Genomic DNA, 21347 nt, shown 5'->3' on the forward strand with positions numbered 1-21347 from the left:
GCATGACTTGTCTTGAAAGGATTTTCTGCAAATGAACCATTAAGTGTGCTAATATTTCGTAACAACATCTGGCTTGAATTATTCATATGAGTCTAACAATACAAATCATTGGCTATATAGCCTCGCTATTAGTGTTTGCGACTTTTTATGTTAAACGAATCATGACCTTGAGAGTCATTGCTGTAGTCAGTAACGTGGCTTTTATTTCCTATGCCATAGGGGCAGACCTCGTCCCCATTGTGGTTTTGCATGGGTTTTTACTGCCATTAAATCTTTACCGTATTTATGAGTTGAAAAGAAACATTGCTTCATTCACTGATACTAATAAGATGGATGTCCAAATCCTTAAAGGTTATGGTAAAAAGAAATTTTATAAAAAGGATGAAATTATCTTCGATCAGGGCGTAGAAAGCCAAGCCATCTATTTTCTAGAGTCTGGACTTGTGAATGAGTCTTCCGATTTAACTGACCATTGGAACAGTAAAGAAATCAAAAGCGGTGATGCATTTGGCTTGCTGAGTTATTTTTCCAAGGCTCATAGAACTTTTTTTCGTGCACAAGCACAAGAAGATTCCGTTGTTTATGTGATTGATCATGAGCGCTTGAGTGAGCTATGTATTCAGTCGCCCAAATTTGGTTTTCTATTAATGAATTGGCTTGCTTCCCGACTTGAATCAGATTTGCTTTATGTCCAGAAGCAAGCGTAGATGGATAAGCCCAGAAAACCATATTGAATATCTCTCAAAAACCTTTTAAACGCCAAGATCATCTACAGAAGGAATGTCAAACTAGGAAACAGTTCCTGTTTATTCTTCCAGGTTTTCAATATAATAGACTTCTTGCATAACCTGTATATTTTGCTTTAGTGCAAAATAAAAGAGGCAGGTTATGCAAGAGATCTAATGAAGGAGTTTGAAAACAAGGAGCGTATTTCGATGGCAATTTTTCAACGGCACCCTGATATCAATAAATCTGTCGAAATATGCCGTATCCCCAGTCGTTTTGTGAATGCCGAGAGCGCGCGATTAAAATTTGGTAGTGTCGCAGATAGATTAGCCCCTTATTTAATGTATGGCGATCCTCTGGCCGATAAGCTTGTCCATCGGTTGCACACCTTACCGTCTGGCCAGGGTGAACAGTTAGTATTGCAGGCAATGAATTCAGGGATTCAATCCATTCGTCGCCCACCCAAAGAACTTGTAAATTTTTTTGAAAATGTAGAGAGAGTTCCTTTATGGGTTGATTGGGAGCAACTGGCACAAGGTGGAGCAGCCATATTACGCGCCGGGCATCTTGCTCTGCTTGTTTTGGGTTGTTACGCATTACCTCTATCGTATTCTTCTCCGGACGGTAATAAACCACTGATGTATACCAGAAAATTAATTGAGATGGCGTCACGACGGTTGATTCAAACAGCTAATTATGTGTTAGAAGTCTGTCGTCCTGATGGATTGCAGCAGGGAAATACAGGTTATCGAATCAGTATCCGTGTTCGTTTAATGCACGCACAAGTGAGGCGTTTATTATTGCGAAAAGGAAATTGGAAATTAAATGAATGGGGGCTTCCTATCAATCAGGCTGATATGCTGGGAACCAACTTATTGTTCTCCATTATCATGGTGGATGGTCTAAAAAAATTAGGTTTTCAGTTATCAAACGATGAAATAGAGGCAATTATCAGCTTATGGCGTTATGCTGGATTCCTTATAGGGATTCAAGGGAATATTGGTGTCACCTCTTTCAAAGAGGGCTGGCGTATCGTTAATATCATTCGCGCAACAAATAATCCTGCAAATGAAGACTCCATTTTATTGGTCAATGCCTTGAGGGGATCACTTATTGAGATAGCTAATTTTCTCCCCAACGAAGTAATAGATGTCGCTAAACTGCAATTATTTCTGATGTTCATTTCACGCTATCTTTTAGGGGATGAATTAGCTGATCAACTGCACATTGAGAAAAATCACTATTCTATTTTCTTGCCTCCGGTGTTTGGAGGCGTCTCTATTTTATCTTATTTCAGTAAAATTATTCCTTTTCTGCATGAGCTTGCGATTAAGGAAGGTATTCAAACTTGGGAAAAATTCACTGAGTTAAGCAAGCACTTTCAGTAGCCACTTTACTAAAAGGAAATTAATATGAATAAAAAAAATACTTATCTGACCGCTAAAGACATACAATTGATGCAAGACATAGCGGATACGATTAGTTTCTCGTTTAATGAAATTATTATTAAACAGGGAGATATTGAGAATGCCATTTATATAATCAATGAAGGAGTCATCGCAGTCGAGCAAAATGGGATCATTTTAGCACGCCTTGGGGCCGGCGAAATATTTGGCGAAATGTCATTTATTGAAAACAAGCCGATTAGTGCAACTATTGTTGCAGGAGCTGACACAAAAATCGCGCGTATTCCATCCCAAAAGCTCGATGCATTATTATCTGCTCAACCAAACCTGGCTTCCAGATTTTACAAAACCCTCGCTGTTAATTTTTCATCCAGGCTGCGCAACACCTCTAACATGTTAACTCAATTACGTATGGGACGAGGAGAAAGTGCTCCAACCAGCCGATTAGCAAGAGTGAATATGTTAACGAATAGGCAAGTACCTCAGGAATTAGTGGATGCTTTGTCTGATATTAAGACATCATTTGAGACTATTAAATCCAATCTTTACCAAAAAAAAGCAGATCCTGAGCAAATATATCCTTCATTAAAAATAGCATTAAATAGTGCCTTGCAATTACTGCAAGAATATACGTCTGAGGAAAAGATTTTCGAAATGAGTTATTCTGATCTGCTATCCTTTAGAAATGATAATAGCCTTCAAGCTGGAATTGGAGTGCTTATTTTTCGCGAATTATTCTCAATATTAATGCTCAGTAATACGATGTCACGTTTATATGCCAGACCTCGTGGCGTATTAGAAGATTATGAATCAGTTCATTTAATCCGCGAAAACATTCCTGTAGGAGATGGACAGCTTGGATCATTAGTTGATCAATGGTTTTTAGATCGTTTTATTTGTAAGGGGCGAAGAGATGAGCTTCAGTTTGTCGAAAAATCGTTAAAACAGCATGCAGAAACCAGGACTTGTTTTAATCTCTGTGATTTGGCTTCAGGAACCGCTGCAGCAACGTTAGCTGCTTTACAAGCGTATGATGGTGCAATGGCAACTTGCCTGGATCGGGATCTAAAAAGTTTACAATATGTGTTTTCTGAAATAAAGGCACTCAAATTGATGAATAGAACAAATCTTATTTGTTCTGATTTATCAGAATGTTGGACCGGAAACTCTGAGATTTACCTGGATCCACAACATATTTTTTTAGCGCTTGGTATTTTTGAATATTTAGAAGATCAAGAGGTGATCGATTTACTGCGTTGGTGCCGGAAAAATCAGGCAGAGAATGGAATCATTCTCTTTACAACGATTCTTCCCACTAATCCTGATTTGGCTTTGATGTCTCAGTTATTAGAATGGCCAGTAAAACCAAGACAATACCAGCAAGTAGAAGAACTTTGTCAGCAAGCTGGATTTGATGTTAAAGACACACTAACACTGAATACAACTGAAAATTATTTTTTGCATGGAATTCTAAAAAAAGGAAACTCTATGTAAATCAATTTCTATTTCTACTGTTTGACCATATCAATGTGTCATAGCAATTTAAGGTATAGGTATTTCAAACCACCTGTTTCCCGTTGTTCAAAAGTATCATGCTTAAAATCTTAACAATAATCCCCTAACACTCAATCCGTCTTCATGAACGATTTCCCACACCCACAGCGATACCACATTTTCATGTTATAACGTCAATGTCGAAGACTCACAGCGGTTCATTACCGTCGAGACACTACCCTGGCGGGACTTATTTTTTTACTCTTGCTTTGAGAAATCGGGAATCCAGATTATTAACGCCATATTAATTTGTTGGGTGATGCATTTCGTCATATGAAAGACAAATATCCTTTCAATGTAGAGGCTATTGTCGTATTACCAGATCATATACATGCCGTTTGGAGTCTTCCTGAAGAAGATTTTAATTACTCTGTGCGTTGGCATCAGATTAAATCATATTTTACAAAAGGTTTAATCAAGTCGGGTTTCAATCGAACTCACGATTCCGGCTCAAATCTAAATTGTATGATTCACAGGTAATTCAACCGCTTCATCAACTTCTAATTCATCCAAATCCAGGCAATTTCGGACTTGCGCGTAAAGTTCTTTATCGATGTGCTGATATTTTCGTTCTTCTTGTATTCCATCTTTGAGTAATCTTGTAGATAGAAATTTAAAACCAAGCTTCCACCAATATTCGTCCTTTACCTCACGTTCTAACAGTGTTTTACACTTTTTTAATGACATATTGCCAATTAACATTTCAAGAATTATGCTTCTTGCGTTTTGCCTAAAATTCGCAACAACTCCATCATGCATTTTAATCGCCAAGAGATCCTTATATCCATAATGAACACCAATTGAATCGATTGTTTTTTTAGTGGAAATATGTATGCTTATTCCTTCTATCTCTGAGTATTCAAGTATGTAATGAGTATTATCAAAACTTTGTCTTAAGTGTATATATCTTTGTAGTATAGGTGGGATTGAAGCTTGCTGTATTGGGCAACGATAAAAGAAGTTTCCATATGTTCGGCTAGCATAATTACATGCTTCAGGCGTTTCTCGTACTTTGTCGGCACAAATTTCTTTTAAAGATTTAGGCTTACACATTACCTCAAAAATACAATCTTTTAGTTCTTCAGGTATAATAGTTTTTTCATATAGTTCTATAACTATTTTTTGTATAGAATCCTGCCCCTTTATTATTTCAAGGCAACCTGAATCAATATAGGGCTCTATTATTTTTTCTACCTCAGGAGAAATACACTGTCCTGATTGCGTAAAAGTTTTTATATCTAAACTGTAATTATTCAGATCAAGAGCTAACACCCCTATACGAGTTTCGGTTAATGGAGGAATGTATTCATATATAGGGTAAGGCTGATCGGTTACAGATTCTTCAATAATTGTCCAACCACAAGTTAATATCAACATAATTTTACCTATCTAAATTGATTATGAGGCTTCTATGGAACAATCGCAAAGAAGGGAAATAGAAGTGCATAATGTCTATAAAAGGTTCTTAAAAGACTAAAAGTGGACATTTTATATTAAAAGGGCATAAATGCATATTAATTTAACCCCAGCAAGCGTAGCCCGTATTACGACTTCGTCTAATACGGGGTACACTTGCTAAAGAATGGCTTTATTCAAATTTTCATCGTTATGTTCAGTCTGGGTTATTATTAGTAAGTACATTATGAACTCAGAGGCGGGAGGATGTGGTTAGTTTTAGCCAGTGTCGTTCATCAGTTGACAAAATTATACGTTTGCAAACTTAACCAACCACAATGATGTTATCAATCCACAATCGTTTTCAAAGGAAAATACAATGCTTACTTCTTTCAGAAATCTATCAATGTGGGAAGAAAATAGAGGAATGTCCTGTTCTTTGTTATTTCTTCATGGGCACTGCACTAATAAAAACTTTTTTAATAAGCAGATGAATGCAGATATTTTTAAATCTTATCACCGAATTGCTATTGATTTGCCTGGTTATGGTGAAAGTGCACCTCCTATTGACCCATTAAAAACATACAGTTTCCCTGGGTTTGCTGAAGCGATTACGGAGGCAGTGCAACAATTACCTATTAAAAAATTGATTATAGTTGGCTGGTCGCTTGGCGGGCATGTGGCTTTGGAGATGATATCCAAACTGCCCCAATTAATTGGTTTACTTATTACAGGCACTCCACCTTTTGAAGTATCACTCCAAGGTATACAAAAGGGATTTAAAACGCTTGATCCTGAAATTATGGCTTGTTTTGGTAAAAAAGAGATAAGTATAGAAGAAGCTAAGTTATTAGCAAAAGTCTCTGGCTACGATGGTAGTGAGGAAAAAAATTTTTTAGTCGATGCGATACTGGCTACTGATGAAGGCGCAAGGTTTCTCTATCCGCAATCAATTATTAATGGGATAGGGCAAAATCAGTGCGACATTATCGCTGAGTGGGAAAAACCTATCGCTGTTGTCGCTGGTGAAAATGATATTGCTATTAATTACGATTATGTTCAAAGTGAATTACACTTTAAAAATCTTTGGCGAAATAAAGTACATATTATTGGTAATGCCGGTCATGCAGTAATGCTCGATCAACCTGATGCCTTTAATCTACTGATAAAAGAGTTTATTGAAGATACAATTAAAGATAGATTATATTGAAATCATTTAGAGTTAAAACTGGGAGAGGTTATTTCAAGTTTTGCTTGTTTGATTTTCAGGCTCTCCTTTGAAAAAAAGCGAGAGCTTTGGGGATTATTTTTATCTGTACTCATAACGTTAATGTTCGCTTTCGAATCTATGCATGGTTTCCTATTAGTGAGATCAGAAAGCAAAGAGTGCTCATAATCTGTAAAAGCACTTACATTGCTTGAGCTATCAGTTATGAGAAATTTGCAAGCAAGGTCTTCTTTAACTGCCAATTGATGATAACTCCGATCAAATGGAACAACCACATTTAATCTTCTTGCATCTTTCATTTTATAACATAGAAATGCGCTCAATTTTTTTGGAATTTTATTAGCAGGATAAACATCCCCAGACCATGCATCAATCACAATAGCTGAGTTCCCCCACGTTAAATAATCATTCATATCGCTATTTGCTTGTCTGTCTAATACTACAAACACATGATCACCATTAGTAATTTTATATAATTCTATGTTTTGAAATTTAATTCCTATGTTTAGTAATGCATCAATAACAAGATAGCTATATTCAGAGCACCCCCCCACTTTTTCATTCTTAACAGTTTGGACAATATTCGCAAGTTTTAGTTGAGTATCTTGTGCGGGATCATGATTTTGAATTTGATTATTCTTATTATCATATATTGTTCTTAGTGATATACAGCGTCTAACAAGCTCATCATATTCATCGATCTTCAAATTATTTGCAGAAGGATGAGTCGGTGACTGAGTGATTATTCGTCGGGCAGCTGAGGCAGCAATAAATCCATAGGTTAAGTTATTATAAAGAGTATTGTTTCCAATATAAGTATCTCTAATTAATGATAAATCAAGTGGAGATTGATGATTTGGGATTGCTGAGAAATATGTTAAATTTTTTTCTAAATCATCGCGCACTCTTTGATCAGGGTTTTGGTGATTATCAAGAAAATTTATGGCATAATTACCATGTCGTGTTGGTCGCAAGGACGCTTTAAATATCTCGGTTCCTAATGCTTTTCTAATTGCATCATATCCATCATAATCACTATACCCAGCCGCAATATGCAAAGGTGTCCAGCTGTCATTATTAGACTGATGAAGAGCCATAGCATAATTGTCGAATTGTTTTGCGTGAGTTAAAATTTGTTTGCAAATTAAAGAGGTGCTATAACGTAAAGCTATATGTAAAATATTTTCACCCTCGCCATTTGTTTGTAAATAGATAGAAGCATCACTTTTATTTAATATTCTTTCTATTGCTTCAGAGTCTTTATTTATGATTGCTTCGGTTATATCGACAAATGACATTTAATTTCTCAAAAAAAGTTCCTGCCTCTCCTTGCTTTTAGCTTACGCAGTAAGTCCAAATTGCCTATTTAGTATTATGTATGAATAAAAATAAATCAATATTGCTTTGCAAACAGGATTCCATTCGCCAAAATTACTATTCAATGAATCTCCCTCCAATTTTTCGGTAAAATATCTTCACTGACATACCTATGGAAACTTGAGAAAGGCCAATCAATAACACTTTTTACTAATCCATGTTTTACTGGATTAAAATGAATATAATCCATATGAATACAAAAATCAGACTCATCGCGTAAAAGACGCTCACAAAATCGTCTTTTACCACAAATTATACTCATCCTGATTATTTTTAACCGAGGGTATACCCAATAACTTGATTTCTTGTGAGAAATGAGTTTTTAATTGACGCACCCGAGTCGAATAATCCTCATGCCATCTGGAAGATCCATGATCATGTGCAAGTGTTCGGGCAATACGACAATCGCCGGCTTAACAACTAAACCTACGTTTTTTGAGGTTCATAAAATTGAAATGCCAAACAAAATTGGTTAAATTCTACAATTAATATAGTCTTGCCAATTCCCTTTCCTTACAGGAAACCTATGCATCAAACTACGTTAATCTACTCAGCTAGCCTTATTCGTAAAGCGATTTTTAGTTTTTGGTATAAAACCGTTGGGCCTTTAATGATCCTAACTTGGTTAGCGTTAATGGGATATTTAATATTCCTAATATCTAATGAAGATTATTCTTGGATTACTGGTGCACTTGGAGCGATTCTCATTTTTTCTGTTGCGATAGCTATTATGTTGTATCTCGTTCATTATCGGAGCTCTATAAATAAATTCAAGAAAATGGGACATCCTGATGCCATATTTTTGGCTTCTGAGGATAATTTCACATTTTCATCAGACCGAGGCTCAGTCACCCTTCCTTGGTCATCAATTGAGTCAGTTTGGCAATTTTCCGACTACTATTTGTTGTTCTACTCAAAATCTCAATTTTCTATCTTTCCTCTGGCAGGTGTTAATGAAGAAATTCAACACTATATTATTAAGCATGTACAAGATGCGGGTGGAAAAATAAATTAGTTTTAGAGCGATGCAAGTGCAAGCTGGGCTGTTAAGCCCGGCACAAAATGAAGATATATGTAACGATTGATGCCATAGGGTGCTAAACCAAAATTGCAAAAAAAATCGTCAAAAAAAACTGGTTATGTCTTGGCATTGAAAGGCAATCAGGGCTTCAGGAAGGGAAAACTTGGAATTCGCCAAAACCCAGACTGGGATTGGCTCCCCGTAGTAAGTATATTACGAACTCAGAGAAGGGAGGAAGTGATAAATTTTGGTCAGTGTTATTCATCTATCCCACGACAATAGAGTAACAATTGCTTGCTATCGAAATAATTCATGATTTTCCATATCGATTTAAGGCATATTCTCCCATATTTTTAGCGACTTCCCCTTCGGCAAAAAATACTTTGCCTGTAATTTCTATCTGTAATAACGCTGCTTCTTCCTCGTCATGTGTGCGGACGATAACCTCAATTTTTGGGTTTAGTTGGCATGCAAATCGAATCATATTTCTTACATGGACGGTATCCGATATGACAATAATGAGCATACTGGCACGAGCAATATGGCTTTGAATCAGCACAGAAGGATCGGATGCATCCCCATAAACTGCAGGAAAATTGGTGGCTCGTAAGCTTTCAATTACTTCTCGATTTTCATCAACCACAACAAAGGGGATAGCTTTTTCAGAAAGTAAATGAGCAACGCGCTTCCCAACACGACCATAGCCCACTAAAACCACCTGTCCTTCTAAATACTCTGCTTTGGTTGTCATGGGTAATTCAGCCAAAGGATCGCTTGAGCGTTCAAAAAAACCGATCAATCGAGGGTAAGACTTTATCCAAACATGAATAGGGTTTATTAATTTAAATATAAGAGGGTTAATGGCTATCGATATCAGTGCACCCGCAAGAATAAAACTTTGCCCTTCTTTAGGAAGCATACCTAAGCGTACCCCTAACTCAGCAAGGATAAACGAAAATTCACCAATTTGGGCCAGACTTGCTGATACGGTTAATGCCGATTGTAATGGATACCGAAAAGCAAGAACTAGTGCAAAAGCTGCGATTGATTTTCCAATAACGATAATACTTACTACAGCTAATACTTGTAAGGGTTGTTCAACCAATACCGCAGGATTAAACAACATACCTACTGCGACAAAAAATAATACGGCAAAGGCCTCTCTGAGGGGTAAGGACTCTTCGGCGGCACGATGACCTAATGAAGACTCTCGCATAATCATACCAGCAAAAAAAGCTCCTAAGGCAAACGAAACTCCAAATAATTTAGAAGCCACGTAGGCAACGCTAATTGCTGCGGTAATAACACATAAAGTAAACAATTCACGAGAACCTGTTCGAGCAACATGCCAAAGCAACTTAGGAAAAAATCGTCGACCGACCAATAACATAAACGCAATGAAGGCTGATACTTCAACAAGTGTAAGACCAAGAACAAACCATAGAGGCTTGTGCATGTCAACAGAAGAGCCATTACCAAGCGAGCGTGATAACGCTGGAAGTAATACAAGCACAACAACCATAGCTAAGTCTTCGACCAGAAGCCAGCCCACAGCAATATGGCCATTAATCGAATCAAGAGCTCCTCGTTCTTCAAGGGCTCTTAATAGTACAACAGTGCTGGCTACGGATAGAGAAAGTCCAAAAATTAGTGCGCTGACATAATTCCAGCCCCACATGGCTGCAACACAACCTCCAAGCATTGTTGCAGCAACAATTTGAACTATTGCGCCTGGGATAGCAATCTTTCGGACTCGCATCAAATCTGATAATGAGAAGTGCAACCCTACTCCAAACATCAGCAGCATAACCCCAATTTCTGCAAGCTCTTGGGCAATTTCCACGTTTGCCATCAACCCCGGAGTGTATGGTCCAATAGCAACACCAGCTAATAAATAACCTACCAATGCTGGAATCCTAAGACGTGCTGCAAGCAAACCTAAGATTAATGCTAAAGCAAATCCCATGGCGATGGTGGTAATTAGCGGAAGCGAATGATGCAATTTAAATAGTCCTTGTCTTTAATTATCGGTTGCTGCATATAACTCCCTCCTAGTAAGTATATTACGAACTCAAAGGCATGAGGAAGTAATAAATTTTGGCAAGTATTATTTCTCTGGCGGTGATAATAGTGTAGAAATTGCATCCTAATATAAAGCCTGACTAGCGTATAATCACCAATGAAAAGATGAGGTTAACATCAGCTAGGCTTAATGTCTGACCTTTAATATAAAACTCAAGAATGTAATGAACTCTAAAAAACCGATACATTTTTCAGCAAGCGTAGCCCGTATTAGCGCAAGCGTAATACGGGATTTTTGTCACCGCCCCATTCCTCATCAATTATTCCCTGTTTAATAAATCGATGAATACTCGAATGACACCAATCGGCTGGTTTTAACACATAACCATGTTTCACAGGATTGTAATGGATGTAATCGACATGGTTTTGCAAATCGTTTTCATCTCTAATTCGATGTTCCCAAAATCGATTTTGCCAAAGATTATAATATCCTCTGGAATTTTTTATTAATGGGATATTTAAATGGAGCAGGGCGTGTGTAAAATGCGTTTTAATGAGCCTAATGGATGTTGAATAATTCGAATTATTCACAGGCATTTCCCATAAAAAATGAATATGGTCTGGTAAAACAACTATTGCCTTGATCGTAAAATTTGATTTTGTTCTTGCGTGACGAAAAGCTTCGCCTAAGTTACTTATATAGGTTGTTAAATAAGTTGCCTTCCTATCTTTCAAAGTTAATGTGAAAAAATAGATTGCGCCTGGGGTATAATCCCTTCGATAGTTTACCATGGCCATTTTCCTTGAAGTTGGACAAGAAAATTATACTGGAATTTATTTTAAATGCCTTGCTTATCTTTAATTGAGATTAGAGACGGGGTGCTTAAATCCCGTATTACGCTGCGCTAATACGGGCTACGCTTGCTGATAGTTTAGCAGAGCTTATTAAAATATATTACAACAAACCATAATTTCAGAGTCATCATCAGGCCTTGGATTGTGAATTTATGCATTGATAATTCACAATGCAAGGCTCGACCCTCTAGATTCATTTTCACTACCTTAAAAAGCAAAAGGCAAGATTTGACCCTCTAGCTTTTCCATTTTATATAAGTTCATTCGGATTGGCGAAATCTTTGTGCTAAATATGCGTGATGTTCAACATCAGTTTTTTGAGTTAGCTCTAAGCGCATGTACTCTAATCTTCCAACACAGAACTGAATACGGTTTAAGCTTAATACATCTTCAGAATACTGCTCAATTGCAGGGAGCAATTCTTCAATATAAAACACATTATTCGGTTTTATAGTTTTAAAGATTCCTGCTCCACTAAAAACAACAATATTATGAATATACTGAGGATTAATAAAATCAAATAATTTTTGAATTGCTTTTACATGTTTGTAATTTTGCAATATTGGATTTTGAAAAGTAAATTTTTCCATATAGGTGTGTTGAGTCCATTTTGGGGATTTATAATTGGCGAAGATCCACCAATTGTAATGTTTGGTCTCAATTACAAATATGCCTTTTGTGGTAATTAATACATGATCAATTTGAGTGGTTGAGCTATTTTCTAAACGTAGAGTAATATTATTTAGAACATGTGCGTCTCTATTTTGACAATATGTAGTTAGCAATTGCCTTACTCTAGCTTCACCATGATTTATGGCAGCTCGGCTGCGATACCTATATCTTCCAGCAATATAACCAAACACTAAGGATAGAACCATTAACAATACAAAACCATTAGTTTCAAAATGAATTAGATATGCTTTGCTCTTAATTAATTTTATTATCGTATATATAAAATCCATCATAAATGCTTCATATTTGTTCTACATGATTTTATTATGATCTTTGCTCGAAAAGCAAATTAAACGACTAATGGGGCATGGGTCAGAGCTTTATAAAATGACTTGTCCCTATTTATTCATAAAAAGTAAATCTTGCGTCACACATCAAGCGTAGCCCGTATTAGCGCAGCGTAATACGGGATGAATCTTGGAGAAAACCCCGTATTACGACTTCGTCTAATACGGGCTACACTTGCTAAAGAATGGTTTTATTCAAGTTTTCATCGTTATGTTCAGGCTGGGTTATTAGATGAGAATTGGGGAGGTGTGGCTGAGTCACTTCATATCAAACTTCGATACATATTCGACACGTAAAATTTAAGGTTTGATTGATTTTCGCCAAAACCCAGAATGGGTATGGCTCCCCGGACAAGACTCGAACTTGTGACCTAATGATTAACAGTCATTTATTATTTGATATCAATTGATTTCAAATAATATCAAAAAGTATCATTATTTCATGTAAATACAAGGTTATTATTGTAATTTGACTTTCTTTTAATATCATTTAATATTATCTAAATTCATATTTAGTGGTACCAAAATAGGTACCAAAAATCATCTTGGTACCAGTTATGAAATTTACTGATGCGTACATCCGCAATTTAAAACCTCAGCAAAAATGGTTTGAACAAATCGAGTTTAGTGGGCTTGGTATTCGGGTGATGCCAGGAGGGGGCAAATCTTGGATCTTTCGATTCACTTTTGAAGGCAAGCGCTACAAGATGACATTGGGCAAGTACCCGGGGATTGGTTTAAAAGAAGCACGTGAGTTAATGCTGGATGCAGAGCGTTTAAAGGAACAAGGCATTAATCCCATAGAATATGCTAAACAGCAACTAGCCAAATCGGACAACACTGTAAAAAAACTGGCTTTAAGTTGGTATACCCATTATGTCGAAAAGCATTTAAAACGTCCTTTAACGGTTAAAAAGCAAATAGACGGTGATATCACTATGCTTCTGGGGGATTGGGTTTTGGATGAGCTGGAAACCAAGCATATTACTCAAGCGCTGGATAAGATCGTCAAAAGAGGGGCAAGCGTGCACGCAAATCGCGTTTTAAGCTCGCTCAAGCAAATGTTTGGCTATGCGGTAAGCCGTGGCACTATGAGCATCAATCCGGCCTCTAACATTCGCGCAAGGGATATTGGCGGTCATGAGAAACCAAGAGAGCGTGTTTTAAGTCTGGATGAAATCAAATCTCTCTGGCTATTTCTAGATGGTAACGACTCACAAATGGCACCTCAAACCCGCACCGCCATTAAGATTATTTTACTGACTGGTGTTCGTACTGCTGAACTGCGTTTGGCAAAGTGGAGTGAAATTAATTTTGATGAGTCACTTTGGACAATTCCCGCCTTGCATTCCAAGGCCAGCATGGTTCACAAAGTACATCTTAGTGATTTGACCAAACAATTATTTTTGCACCTAAAATCACTTAGTAGATCAGATTATGTGTTAACAGGTATAGACTATTGTCATCCATTGACAGAAAATGCTTTGCCCAGAGCTATTAAGCGTATTCAAGAACGTGTGGGCATTTCGGAGTGGACAGCACATGATCTACGTCGTACTTTCGCCACTCAACTTGGAGAGGCTTTACAAATTGATCCTGTAGTTATAGAGAAATGTTTGGGACATAAAATGCCACGAATTATGGCAACTTATAATAGAAATGAAATGTTGCCCCAAAGAAAAGAAGCTTTAGAACAATGGTCTCACTATATTCACAATTTAATGGCTAGTAACATTGTGTATTTAAATATGAAAGCAACGTGATGGGTTAAATACACATGATTATGGTTTCCTAATGAATGGAATTATGATGAATGAACTGATAAATATATACTGTGATGAAAGTTGCCATTTAGAATCCTCAGCAATTACCGTAAATAATAGATACATGGTACTTGGTGCCATCGCTTGTCCTATTAAAGACAAAGATGCAATATTTCAAGAAATTAAAGAGATTAAACGTCAAAATAAGCTTAAAGAATTCTCAGAAATAAAATGGACTAAAGTTACACGTAATAAGCTCGCAGCATATGAAGCTTTAACAAATTATTTTTTTAGTTGTGAGCAGCTCTCTTTTAGGGCAATTATCATTGATAAAAATCAACTCCAACACGACAAATTTAACCATACTCATGATCAGTTTTATTACAAAATGTATTGGCAAATGTTGGAGTGGTTCATTGATCCTAAAAATTCCTATCATATCTATCTTGATATTAAAGATACTCAAGGCTATTTAAAAATAGAAAAACTCCATGAAGTGCTTTGTAACTCCCACCATGATTTTAATAAACAGGTGGTTGCAAGAATCCAAGAAGTAAGATCACATGAAAATGTATTAATCCAACTAGCTGATTTATTGATTGGTTCCATATCCTATGCCAACCGTTATCCTCAAGGTGGGCAAAGTGATGCAAAGCAAAGAATTGTAGATCTAATCAAAACACGTACTGGCCTATCTCTTGTTCGCAGTACCTCTCTCGGCGCACGTAAATTTAACTTATTTAATTGGGAGGGGCGTTTGTGAGTTTGTATCCCTTACCTGATCTTGTATTGTTTGAAAGTTTTGGTAGTGATTGGAACAACTACCAAAATGCTTTATATCAACTATTCCTTGATAAAATTGATCGTAAATTATCATTTCTGGGATTACCAATTAGATGCCGCTATTTAGAACCAGTTTCTGAAATGCATGGAAGTTTTTGGCATTTGATCACATCAGGTCCTGGGGTTGATGAAGATCGAATTGTAGATTTTCGTCGTTGTGAACGAATTAGTTGGATCCCACACATAATCCAACATAGTGGTTATTCTGAAATTTTATGTTGGGAGAACAAAAGAGAATCGAATATGAATACTGTACTCTGGCTTCCTCCAGAACAATATATGATTATTCTTTCAAAGCGTAAAGACTACTATTCGTTAACTACTGCCTATGTGCATGATGAAAGAAAAGGTAGGACAAATCAGAAAGAGTCAAGTGTAAATAGGGATCCCAGAAAAAGCTGAGGCCGCCTAAGCGACCTCGAATGCTCCTTCTACACTGAAGGTAGATGAGTTAATAGTATTATAGCAGATTATACAGCCTATATGTCAAATAATTGGAGACTAAAATAAGTTGTGTACGATTTTTTTGATTTTACTGAACACAAGCTTAGTTGTGTACGCCTTACCATACACAAAAAATATCAATATCATTTAATATCAATCAATATCAGCATCTGAAATGCTATTGACCTATGAAATTTCCTTCCTAAAATGAATCCATGAAGACGATTAATTAGCTTAAAATGGATGATAAGAGGGATGAATTTTTTATTTGCCAATGCTCATGAACTAGCAGCATTATTGGAGCTCCCCTACATACAAAGAGTCGTTTACCTGATGGGCATCCGACCATACATGGACAGACAAAGTTGCATTGTAGGCATTAAGCGCAGGATCAGTTATCAATCGTTGCGTGAAACACTTTATATTGGACCAATTGCAGGCGTTAAAACAGGTAGTCCAAGTCTTCAGCAAATGAAACGGGCTGTTAAATCTCTTGAACGTGCAGGTCTTATTGAGATCCAGTCAACTGAAAGGCACTTGATAGTAAAGTGTATTTACGCAGAATTGGATAACCCTGCGCCAAAGAAGGCCGTACCGAAGCCGAACCTTAATCCCGACACAAACCCGACACAGGAAAATTCTTTAGGATCAGGGGAATCCTGTCAGTTAAGACTAAAACCAGACACAGACAATACCCCTGAGGCCGACCCACCTCATAAGTCAGAAGATTATAATTATATATATGTGTGTAGCCAATTTGAAAAATTTTGGAAAAGTTATCCACACCCCGTTGATAGGGAAGCGGCGTTTTCTTTATTTAGAGAACTTAATCCTGATGATACCTTATTTGAAAAAATAATGGCGGGACTAAACAGGCAAATTGAAAGTTATAATTTCCAGGTTATGATGGGAGTATGGGTACCTACATGGAAATATCCAGCTAACTGGTTAGCTAGAAAATGTTGGCAAACAAATCCATATGTGTTTGAGCATTCAGCACCAATTGTACAGGACTGTGATAATCAACAGGTAGGTATTCAAGATGACTGAAGTGAATGGGATAACACATAATACCCATCTTTTTTAAGAGTCAAAAATTATTGTTTACCTCTATTTTTTTCTGCGTCACTGCAATTTTCCAGCAGTGACGCAGAAAATCCTCCCCGATTTTACCGTGTAAAATCAACACTTTTCAGCATTTTGTCCGATCCCGCCAATCGGGATTGGACAAAATTCTTTCCAAAATCCCTTGCGAAGCAAGCACCGCTTTGCTAATTTGGAATCAAGCATGACTGATGAGCTGGTGAAATTCCGGCGAAACGTCAACCGACGTCTTATGCTAAGCCACTTCATTCCCTAACCCCGTGGCTGGACGTTCAGTCGGGAGCCCATCTAGGAATCTCTGTCATCCGACAGGGCAACTCCCTCGGGAGTTTAAGTCAATTTATTTCAATTTGACCATGGACTTGTATGACAAGAGCCATTGTTATGTCGCTTTTATTAATCATCACAACAAGGAGGAATTGCACCCAAAACAATTGTAAATCGGCGAGATCGGTTGCCTTATAACGATTGATTTGCCCCCTACTTCGAGCTTTATGGCTTTGGCCAGGTTTCATCTTTGAGTGAGCCGCTCGTTCAACACTAAACTCAGAACAGGGCAAATAATTCATGGATCAAGAATGGAAACTTAAATTTATTTTACACTTATAGAGGAAATATCAATATTATCGGGGTTATGAAACTATGATGACGCTATGCCAATTATGTTTTCAAAATAAAAAACTCGTCCGTTCTCATATTATACCAAAGTCATTTTATAAAAATGTTTATCCTAATGCTGATGGAGTATTAGTAAGTCAAAATGACCATTCAAAACGACTCCCGATTGGTATTTATGACCAAATATTATGTCAGGAATGTGAGGATAAATTTTCCATTTGGGACGATTATGGAAATAATTTTTTTAATGAGGTCATAATATGTAACCATAATCCTATTCAAGTAAACGGCACCGTAATTGGGGATAGGATTGCTGAAGTTGATTATGATAAATTAAAATTATTTATACTTTCAATTCTATGGCGAGCAGAAGTTAGCAATAACTCTTTTTTTGACCAGATATCACTTGGCCCATTTAGAGATACTTTGAGAGCAATAATCTTAAACACGGATGTTGGGAGTGAAGATGATTTTTCAATTATAGTTAGAAGATTTCATTTTAAAAACAATCGCGTATTACATCCTCCATTGAAAACAAAAATTCATTGTAATGCTGACATTATTAACATTTATAAGATATATTTCTTTAATGCTGAAGTTATCATTAAGGTAGACCGGCGGCCATTGACTAAATTTAGAGAGCTTGTTCTATCTCGAAATAAACCACTTATCGTTGGGTTAGCAGAGTTACCGGAAATGATTAAATTATTAAATCAAAGCAGATAGTCCTCGAGGATTACGCTAATTCATTGCAATATCCTACAGTAACCATGGAATTGGGAAGGCATTGCTCCAGTCATTGGAGAATAAATGTGGCGAGAGGTGACGGCAATATAAGCTTTTTGGAAAAGAAATGTATTTTTTGAGGGTTCTGAATTAATTTTTTTATTTCCTAAATATGATGGGAACACAGTTGTGTATATAAAATTTCCAATATCAGTATTTTCAACAAATGTAATTCCAGTTGGTGACATAAAAGCGAAAACATCCGTAGCACCCCCATTGGCTATCATCCTAGCTTGTTTTTTATTAGAAATATCAATACTGTCAAAATGAGTTGCATCAGACATACGATCTTCTTCAAGCTTCATCGAATTTCCTTGCCAATTTGCAAATGAGCCTTGGGGGAAATAACACTCTATACTTTTTGCAGATTTGAGTTCACTGATGGCCATTTCGTATTCTGGGGGTAGTTTCCCGGAGGCGGATGAAGCAGATATGGCTAGGGACGGTGTTATTAAAATAAAAAATAGAAAACTCAATGGGTGCTTAATCACGAGGCTCTCCTTAGCCTTAAATATTTTAAATATAGCATAAAAAATTATCATTTTTATGAAATTAAGACTGGCCCTTACATTATGGTGACCATGTACTACAATTTTAAAAGAATCACATGGAATAGTTCTTAATATGACTGATGATGATCAAATATATACATCTATTGAATTTAAATCAGCAGATAAGTTCCTGGAATATCTGAGAAAAAGCCAAGTACATTGGGACTTAAATGATAAACTTGATTATCCATGGATATTTCGTGGGCTAGGAAATCATACATTTTCCTTACAGCCAACGGCATTTAGAGATAATTTCAAGATAAATTTCTATGAATCAAAATATAGTAAAATTCAAGATTTTTTTAACGAATTTCAAAATGAATTAAATCAAAAACTTATTACACTAATCAATCCTACAAACGGAAATGAACTTAATTTTGCGCTAAATCGAAACAAGCGGGCTAGATTGTTAACCCTTATCAAACATGTCCTTTTAGAACGATTTCTTTTAGAAAAATTTGCTGGAGAATCAATCAAAGTTAGACTACCGATATCTAATTATTATCCTTTTGGTACACCTTCCATCTTAGAACAGGATTTAAATGCCTCTTTTCCACTAGATAGAATTACAGAACAAATAATTAATTACGGTGCCTATCTAATAAAACGTCCATATGATTTTGATTGGCTATCTTGGGAGGCAGGTTATTTTGATATTTCTTTTTTAACCGCAAACAAAATTGACTGGAATTTAATATGTACTGCACAGCATATAGGAATACCGACAAGATTGTTAGATTGGACGTATAAACCATGGGTAGCCGCTTTCTTTTGTTGTTGGCAGTTTAAAAAAATTAAAAAGAAAACAGGAAAAATATGTGTATGGGCATTTAACCCCACTGCAATGAAAAATCAATTTGATGATCATTTATACAATGGCGCTACAATTCAATTGTTTAACCGTTTTTTGCCTTCAGAACATGATTTTTTACATAAACAACAAGCTGTCTTAACAGCTATGAAGTTTGATAACTTCTATTTTTTGGAATATGGAAAATGGCCAGATCTGATTTCATATTTTACGGATCTGGTTTTACATGATGAAAGATTAATTTCTTCTATGAAAAATAATTTAATCAAAATTACTCTTGAGAGTTCTGAGGTTCATAAATTAGAACAATTACTAGAAAAGGAAGATATTACTCTTGCTTCAATAATGCCGACCTTTAATCACCTGGCTGAAATGATATTAGACAAGCAATAAGATGCTAACTTCAACGAGGTGTATTTCTAAAATCGGTACCAAAACTGGTACCAAGCTTCAGGAAGAGAAAACTTGGAATTCGCCAAAACCTAGACTGGATTTGGCTCCCCGGGACGGGCTCGAACCGCCGACCTAATGATTAACAGTCATCCGCTCTACCGACTGAGCTACCGGGGAATTGAGGCGGAATCTTAAAACGATTCCGCGAGAGAATCAAGTGGTTTTGAATATATTTTTTAGCTGCAGAAACGCTGTAATCTGTTCAAAGCGTCTTTTAGTGTGTCAATACCAGTGGCGAAGGATATTCTGATGCAGCCTTCTGTGCCGAAGGCGGAACCTGGGACCAGGGCCACACCTACTTCATTCAGCAATTTTTCGGAAAATTCGATGTCGTTGGCGTAACCTCGTTTTTCGATAATCGCCTGCACACAAGGGAAAATGTAGAAGGTTCCGTCGGCTGGGATGACTTCTATGCCATCGATATTTTGTAATCTATCGGCTACGTAGTCGTGTCTTTGATGAAACGCATTAACCATTTCTTCGATACTTTCATTACTGCCATCCAAAGCCGCTACTGCAGCTCTTTGTGCTATGGAGCAGGGGTTGGATGTGGATTGGGATTGAATGGTTTTCATGGCATTGATTAATGGCGCTGGACCGGCTGCATAGCCTATACGCCAGCCAGTCATGGCATAGGCTTTGGATACGCCATTTAACACGATGGTTCTGTCATATAATTCAGGACAGGTATTGAGGATGTTCACAAAGGATTGGCTCCAGAGGATATGTTCGTACATATCATCCGTTGCAATAAGAATTTGTGGATGTTTTTTCAGTACTTGGCCCAGTTCTTTTAATTCTTTTTGAGTGTAAGCGATGCCAGAAGGGTTGGATGGGCTGTTTAGAAAAATCATTTTCGTTTTTGGGGTGATGGCCTGCTCTAGTTGTTGAGCGTTGATTTTATAACGCTGTGCTGGAGTGGTCTCAATGACGACAGGCACGCCATCAGCTAACAAAACCATGTCTGGATAAGACACCCAATATGGGGCAGGGATAATGACTTCATCTCCTGGGTTAAGATACGCTTGGCACAGGTTATAGCAGCTTTGTTTACCACCCACAGAGACTAATATCTGATTGAGTTGATAATCAAAACCGTTGTCTCTCTTGAATTTGTTTTTAACGGCTTCTTTTAGTTCGGGTATCCCATCCACAGCTGTGTATTTGGTGTCACCTGCTTCAATGGCAGAGATGGCCGCTAGCTTTATATGTTGAGGCGTGTCAAAATCGGGTTCACCAGTTCCAAGGCCAATAATATCCAGTCCTTGGGCCTTCATCTGTGCTGCTTTTGCAGCCACGGCAAGGGTAGGTGAAGGCTTTACTTTTTGTACACGCTTTGCCAATGCGATATCCATCTGTTGCTCCTGTGAA

20 protein-coding genes and 1 tRNA gene are annotated in these 21347 nt (G+C 37.0%); 11 read left to right on the plus strand and 10 right to left on the minus strand.

Annotated elements, in window-relative coordinates; genetic code table 11:
• The first annotated feature begins 86 nt into the window (after window positions 1-86).
• The 3 genes from ACZ5EK_RS00320 (at window position 87) to ACZ5EK_RS00330 (ending at window position 3626) form a co-directional block, all read left to right on the plus strand.
• Window positions 87-707: a Crp/Fnr family transcriptional regulator gene (locus ACZ5EK_RS00320; protein ID WP_464430804.1), complete on the plus strand. Its 621-nt coding sequence runs from the start codon at window positions 87-89 to the stop codon at window positions 705-707.
• A 228-nt stretch (window positions 708-935) separates the two neighbouring features.
• Window positions 936-2114 (plus strand): oxygenase MpaB family protein, encoded by a 1179-nt coding sequence (locus ACZ5EK_RS00325; protein WP_464430806.1) that lies wholly within the window; start codon window positions 936-938, stop codon window positions 2112-2114.
• A 24-nt stretch (window positions 2115-2138) separates the two neighbouring features.
• Window positions 2139-3626 carry a Crp/Fnr family transcriptional regulator gene (locus ACZ5EK_RS00330; RefSeq protein WP_464430808.1) on the plus strand — a complete coding sequence of 496 codons (1488 nt, stop codon included), beginning with the start codon at window positions 2139-2141 and terminating at the stop codon, window positions 3624-3626.
• Between the two features lie 516 nt (window positions 3627-4142).
• On the opposite strand, the gene ACZ5EK_RS00335 is transcribed toward ACZ5EK_RS00330, so the two are convergent.
• The gene (locus ACZ5EK_RS00335; RefSeq protein WP_464430809.1) at window positions 4143-5063 is read right to left on the minus strand and encodes a hypothetical protein; all 921 of its coding nucleotides are present in this window, start codon (window positions 5061-5063) and stop codon (window positions 4143-4145) included.
• Between the two features lie 397 nt (window positions 5064-5460).
• Here ACZ5EK_RS00335 and ACZ5EK_RS00340 point away from each other — a divergent pair, with 397 nt between their 5' ends.
• Window positions 5461-6291, plus strand: a complete 831-nt coding sequence (locus ACZ5EK_RS00340; protein ID WP_464430811.1) for an alpha/beta fold hydrolase — start codon at window positions 5461-5463, stop codon at window positions 6289-6291.
• 2 nt (window positions 6292-6293) lie between these two features.
• On the opposite strand, the gene ACZ5EK_RS00345 is transcribed toward ACZ5EK_RS00340, so the two are convergent.
• Both ACZ5EK_RS00345 and ACZ5EK_RS00350 read right to left on the minus strand, forming a co-directional pair.
• Entirely contained in the window at window positions 6294-7607 is a 1314-nt protein-coding gene (locus tag ACZ5EK_RS00345) for an ankyrin repeat domain-containing protein (RefSeq protein WP_464430812.1), read from the minus strand.
• A 140-nt stretch (window positions 7608-7747) separates the two neighbouring features.
• Window positions 7748-7948 carry a hypothetical protein gene (locus ACZ5EK_RS00350; protein ID WP_464430813.1) on the minus strand — a complete coding sequence of 67 codons (201 nt, stop codon included), beginning with the start codon at window positions 7946-7948 and terminating at the stop codon, window positions 7748-7750.
• 264 nt (window positions 7949-8212) lie between these two features.
• Between ACZ5EK_RS00350 and ACZ5EK_RS00355 the strand changes: the two genes are divergently transcribed.
• On the plus strand, window positions 8213-8701 hold the full coding sequence (locus tag ACZ5EK_RS00355) for a YcxB family protein (protein ID WP_464430814.1): 489 nt from the start codon (window positions 8213-8215) through the stop codon (window positions 8699-8701).
• 316 nt (window positions 8702-9017) lie between these two features.
• Here ACZ5EK_RS00355 and ACZ5EK_RS00360 read toward each other — a convergent pair whose 3' ends face one another.
• The 3 genes from ACZ5EK_RS00360 to ACZ5EK_RS00370 form a co-directional block, all read right to left on the minus strand.
• Window positions 9018-10709, minus strand: a complete 1692-nt coding sequence (locus ACZ5EK_RS00360; RefSeq protein WP_464430815.1) for a cation:proton antiporter domain-containing protein — start codon at window positions 10707-10709, stop codon at window positions 9018-9020.
• Between the two features lie 290 nt (window positions 10710-10999).
• Window positions 11000-11521, minus strand: coding sequence for an REP-associated tyrosine transposase (locus ACZ5EK_RS00365; protein WP_464430817.1), 522 nt, complete (start codon window positions 11519-11521; stop codon window positions 11000-11002).
• 323 nt (window positions 11522-11844) lie between these two features.
• Window positions 11845-12549, minus strand: a complete 705-nt coding sequence (locus ACZ5EK_RS00370; protein ID WP_464430818.1) for a nuclease-related domain-containing protein — start codon at window positions 12547-12549, stop codon at window positions 11845-11847.
• Between the two features lie 611 nt (window positions 12550-13160).
• Here ACZ5EK_RS00370 and ACZ5EK_RS00375 point away from each other — a divergent pair.
• From ACZ5EK_RS00375 to ACZ5EK_RS00390, 4 genes are all read left to right on the plus strand, one after another.
• On the plus strand, window positions 13161-14366 hold the full coding sequence (locus ACZ5EK_RS00375; RefSeq protein ID WP_464430820.1) for a tyrosine-type recombinase/integrase: 1206 nt from the start codon (window positions 13161-13163) through the stop codon (window positions 14364-14366).
• A 31-nt stretch (window positions 14367-14397) separates the two neighbouring features.
• The gene (locus ACZ5EK_RS00380) at window positions 14398-15129 is read left to right on the plus strand and encodes a DUF3800 domain-containing protein (RefSeq protein WP_464430822.1); all 732 of its coding nucleotides are present in this window, start codon (window positions 14398-14400) and stop codon (window positions 15127-15129) included.
• Window positions 15126-15611, plus strand: coding sequence for a hypothetical protein (locus ACZ5EK_RS00385; RefSeq protein ID WP_133138163.1), 486 nt, complete (start codon window positions 15126-15128; stop codon window positions 15609-15611). Before ACZ5EK_RS00380 ends, ACZ5EK_RS00385 begins: the two co-directional genes overlap by 4 nt.
• Before the next feature lie 297 nt (window positions 15612-15908).
• Entirely contained in the window at window positions 15909-16703 is a 795-nt protein-coding gene (locus ACZ5EK_RS00390; protein WP_464430824.1) for a hypothetical protein, read from the plus strand.
• 389 nt (window positions 16704-17092) lie between these two features.
• Here ACZ5EK_RS00390 and ACZ5EK_RS00395 read toward each other — a convergent pair whose 3' ends face one another.
• Complete coding sequence (locus ACZ5EK_RS00395) at window positions 17093-17272, minus strand: hypothetical protein (RefSeq protein ID WP_464430826.1); 180 nt, start codon at window positions 17270-17272, stop codon at window positions 17093-17095.
• 130 nt (window positions 17273-17402) lie between these two features.
• Between ACZ5EK_RS00395 and ACZ5EK_RS00400 the strand changes: the two genes are divergently transcribed.
• The gene (locus ACZ5EK_RS00400) at window positions 17403-18101 is read left to right on the plus strand and encodes a hypothetical protein (protein WP_464430828.1); all 699 of its coding nucleotides are present in this window, start codon (window positions 17403-17405) and stop codon (window positions 18099-18101) included.
• A 20-nt stretch (window positions 18102-18121) separates the two neighbouring features.
• Here the strand turns inward: ACZ5EK_RS00400 and ACZ5EK_RS00405 are convergent, their stop codons facing one another.
• Window positions 18122-18550: a hypothetical protein gene (locus ACZ5EK_RS00405; protein WP_464430830.1), complete on the minus strand. Its 429-nt coding sequence runs from the start codon at window positions 18548-18550 to the stop codon at window positions 18122-18124.
• A gap of 235 nt (window positions 18551-18785) precedes the next feature.
• Here ACZ5EK_RS00405 and ACZ5EK_RS00410 point away from each other — a divergent pair, with 235 nt between their 5' ends.
• Window positions 18786-19916 (plus strand): FRG domain-containing protein, encoded by a 1131-nt coding sequence (locus tag ACZ5EK_RS00410; protein ID WP_464430832.1) that lies wholly within the window; start codon window positions 18786-18788, stop codon window positions 19914-19916.
• A 101-nt stretch (window positions 19917-20017) separates the two neighbouring features.
• On the opposite strand, the gene ACZ5EK_RS00415 is transcribed toward ACZ5EK_RS00410, so the two are convergent.
• Window positions 20018-20093, minus strand: a tRNA-Asn gene (locus tag ACZ5EK_RS00415).
• A 59-nt stretch (window positions 20094-20152) separates the two neighbouring features.
• Window positions 20153-21331: a pyridoxal phosphate-dependent aminotransferase gene (locus ACZ5EK_RS00420; protein WP_464430833.1), complete on the minus strand. Its 1179-nt coding sequence runs from the start codon at window positions 21329-21331 to the stop codon at window positions 20153-20155.
• Between the last annotated feature and the right edge of the window lie 16 nt (window positions 21332-21347).

Source organism: Legionella sp. JM-2024, from assembly GCF_055389095.1.

Coding starts and splice junctions, on each gene's coding strand:
- ACZ5EK_RS00320 (WP_464430804.1), top strand. CDS start 87: ATGAGTCTAACAATACAAATCATTGGCTATATAGCCTCGCTATTAGTG.
- ACZ5EK_RS00325 (WP_464430806.1), top strand. CDS start 936: ATGGCAATTTTTCAACGGCACCCTGATATCAATAAATCTGTCGAAATA.
- ACZ5EK_RS00330 (WP_464430808.1), top strand. CDS start 2,139: ATGAATAAAAAAAATACTTATCTGACCGCTAAAGACATACAATTGATG.
- ACZ5EK_RS00335 (WP_464430809.1), bottom strand. CDS start 5,063: ATGTTGATATTAACTTGTGGTTGGACAATTATTGAAGAATCTGTAACC.
- ACZ5EK_RS00340 (WP_464430811.1), top strand. CDS start 5,461: ATGCTTACTTCTTTCAGAAATCTATCAATGTGGGAAGAAAATAGAGGA.
- ACZ5EK_RS00345 (WP_464430812.1), bottom strand. CDS start 7,607: ATGTCATTTGTCGATATAACCGAAGCAATCATAAATAAAGACTCTGAA.
- ACZ5EK_RS00350 (WP_464430813.1), bottom strand. CDS start 7,948: ATGAGTATAATTTGTGGTAAAAGACGATTTTGTGAGCGTCTTTTACGC.
- ACZ5EK_RS00355 (WP_464430814.1), top strand. CDS start 8,213: ATGCATCAAACTACGTTAATCTACTCAGCTAGCCTTATTCGTAAAGCG.
- ACZ5EK_RS00365 (WP_464430817.1), bottom strand. CDS start 11,521: ATGGTAAACTATCGAAGGGATTATACCCCAGGCGCAATCTATTTTTTC.
- ACZ5EK_RS00370 (WP_464430818.1), bottom strand. CDS start 12,549: ATGATGGATTTTATATATACGATAATAAAATTAATTAAGAGCAAAGCA.
- ACZ5EK_RS00375 (WP_464430820.1), top strand. CDS start 13,161: ATGAAATTTACTGATGCGTACATCCGCAATTTAAAACCTCAGCAAAAA.
- ACZ5EK_RS00380 (WP_464430822.1), top strand. CDS start 14,398: ATGAATGGAATTATGATGAATGAACTGATAAATATATACTGTGATGAA.
- ACZ5EK_RS00390 (WP_464430824.1), top strand. CDS start 15,909: ATGAATTTTTTATTTGCCAATGCTCATGAACTAGCAGCATTATTGGAG.
- ACZ5EK_RS00395 (WP_464430826.1), bottom strand. CDS start 17,272: ATGAAACCTGGCCAAAGCCATAAAGCTCGAAGTAGGGGGCAAATCAAT.
- ACZ5EK_RS00400 (WP_464430828.1), top strand. CDS start 17,403: ATGACGCTATGCCAATTATGTTTTCAAAATAAAAAACTCGTCCGTTCT.
- ACZ5EK_RS00405 (WP_464430830.1), bottom strand. CDS start 18,550: ATGGCCATCAGTGAACTCAAATCTGCAAAAAGTATAGAGTGTTATTTC.
- ACZ5EK_RS00410 (WP_464430832.1), top strand. CDS start 18,786: ATGACTGATGATGATCAAATATATACATCTATTGAATTTAAATCAGCA.
- ACZ5EK_RS00420 (WP_464430833.1), bottom strand. CDS start 21,331: ATGGATATCGCATTGGCAAAGCGTGTACAAAAAGTAAAGCCTTCACCT.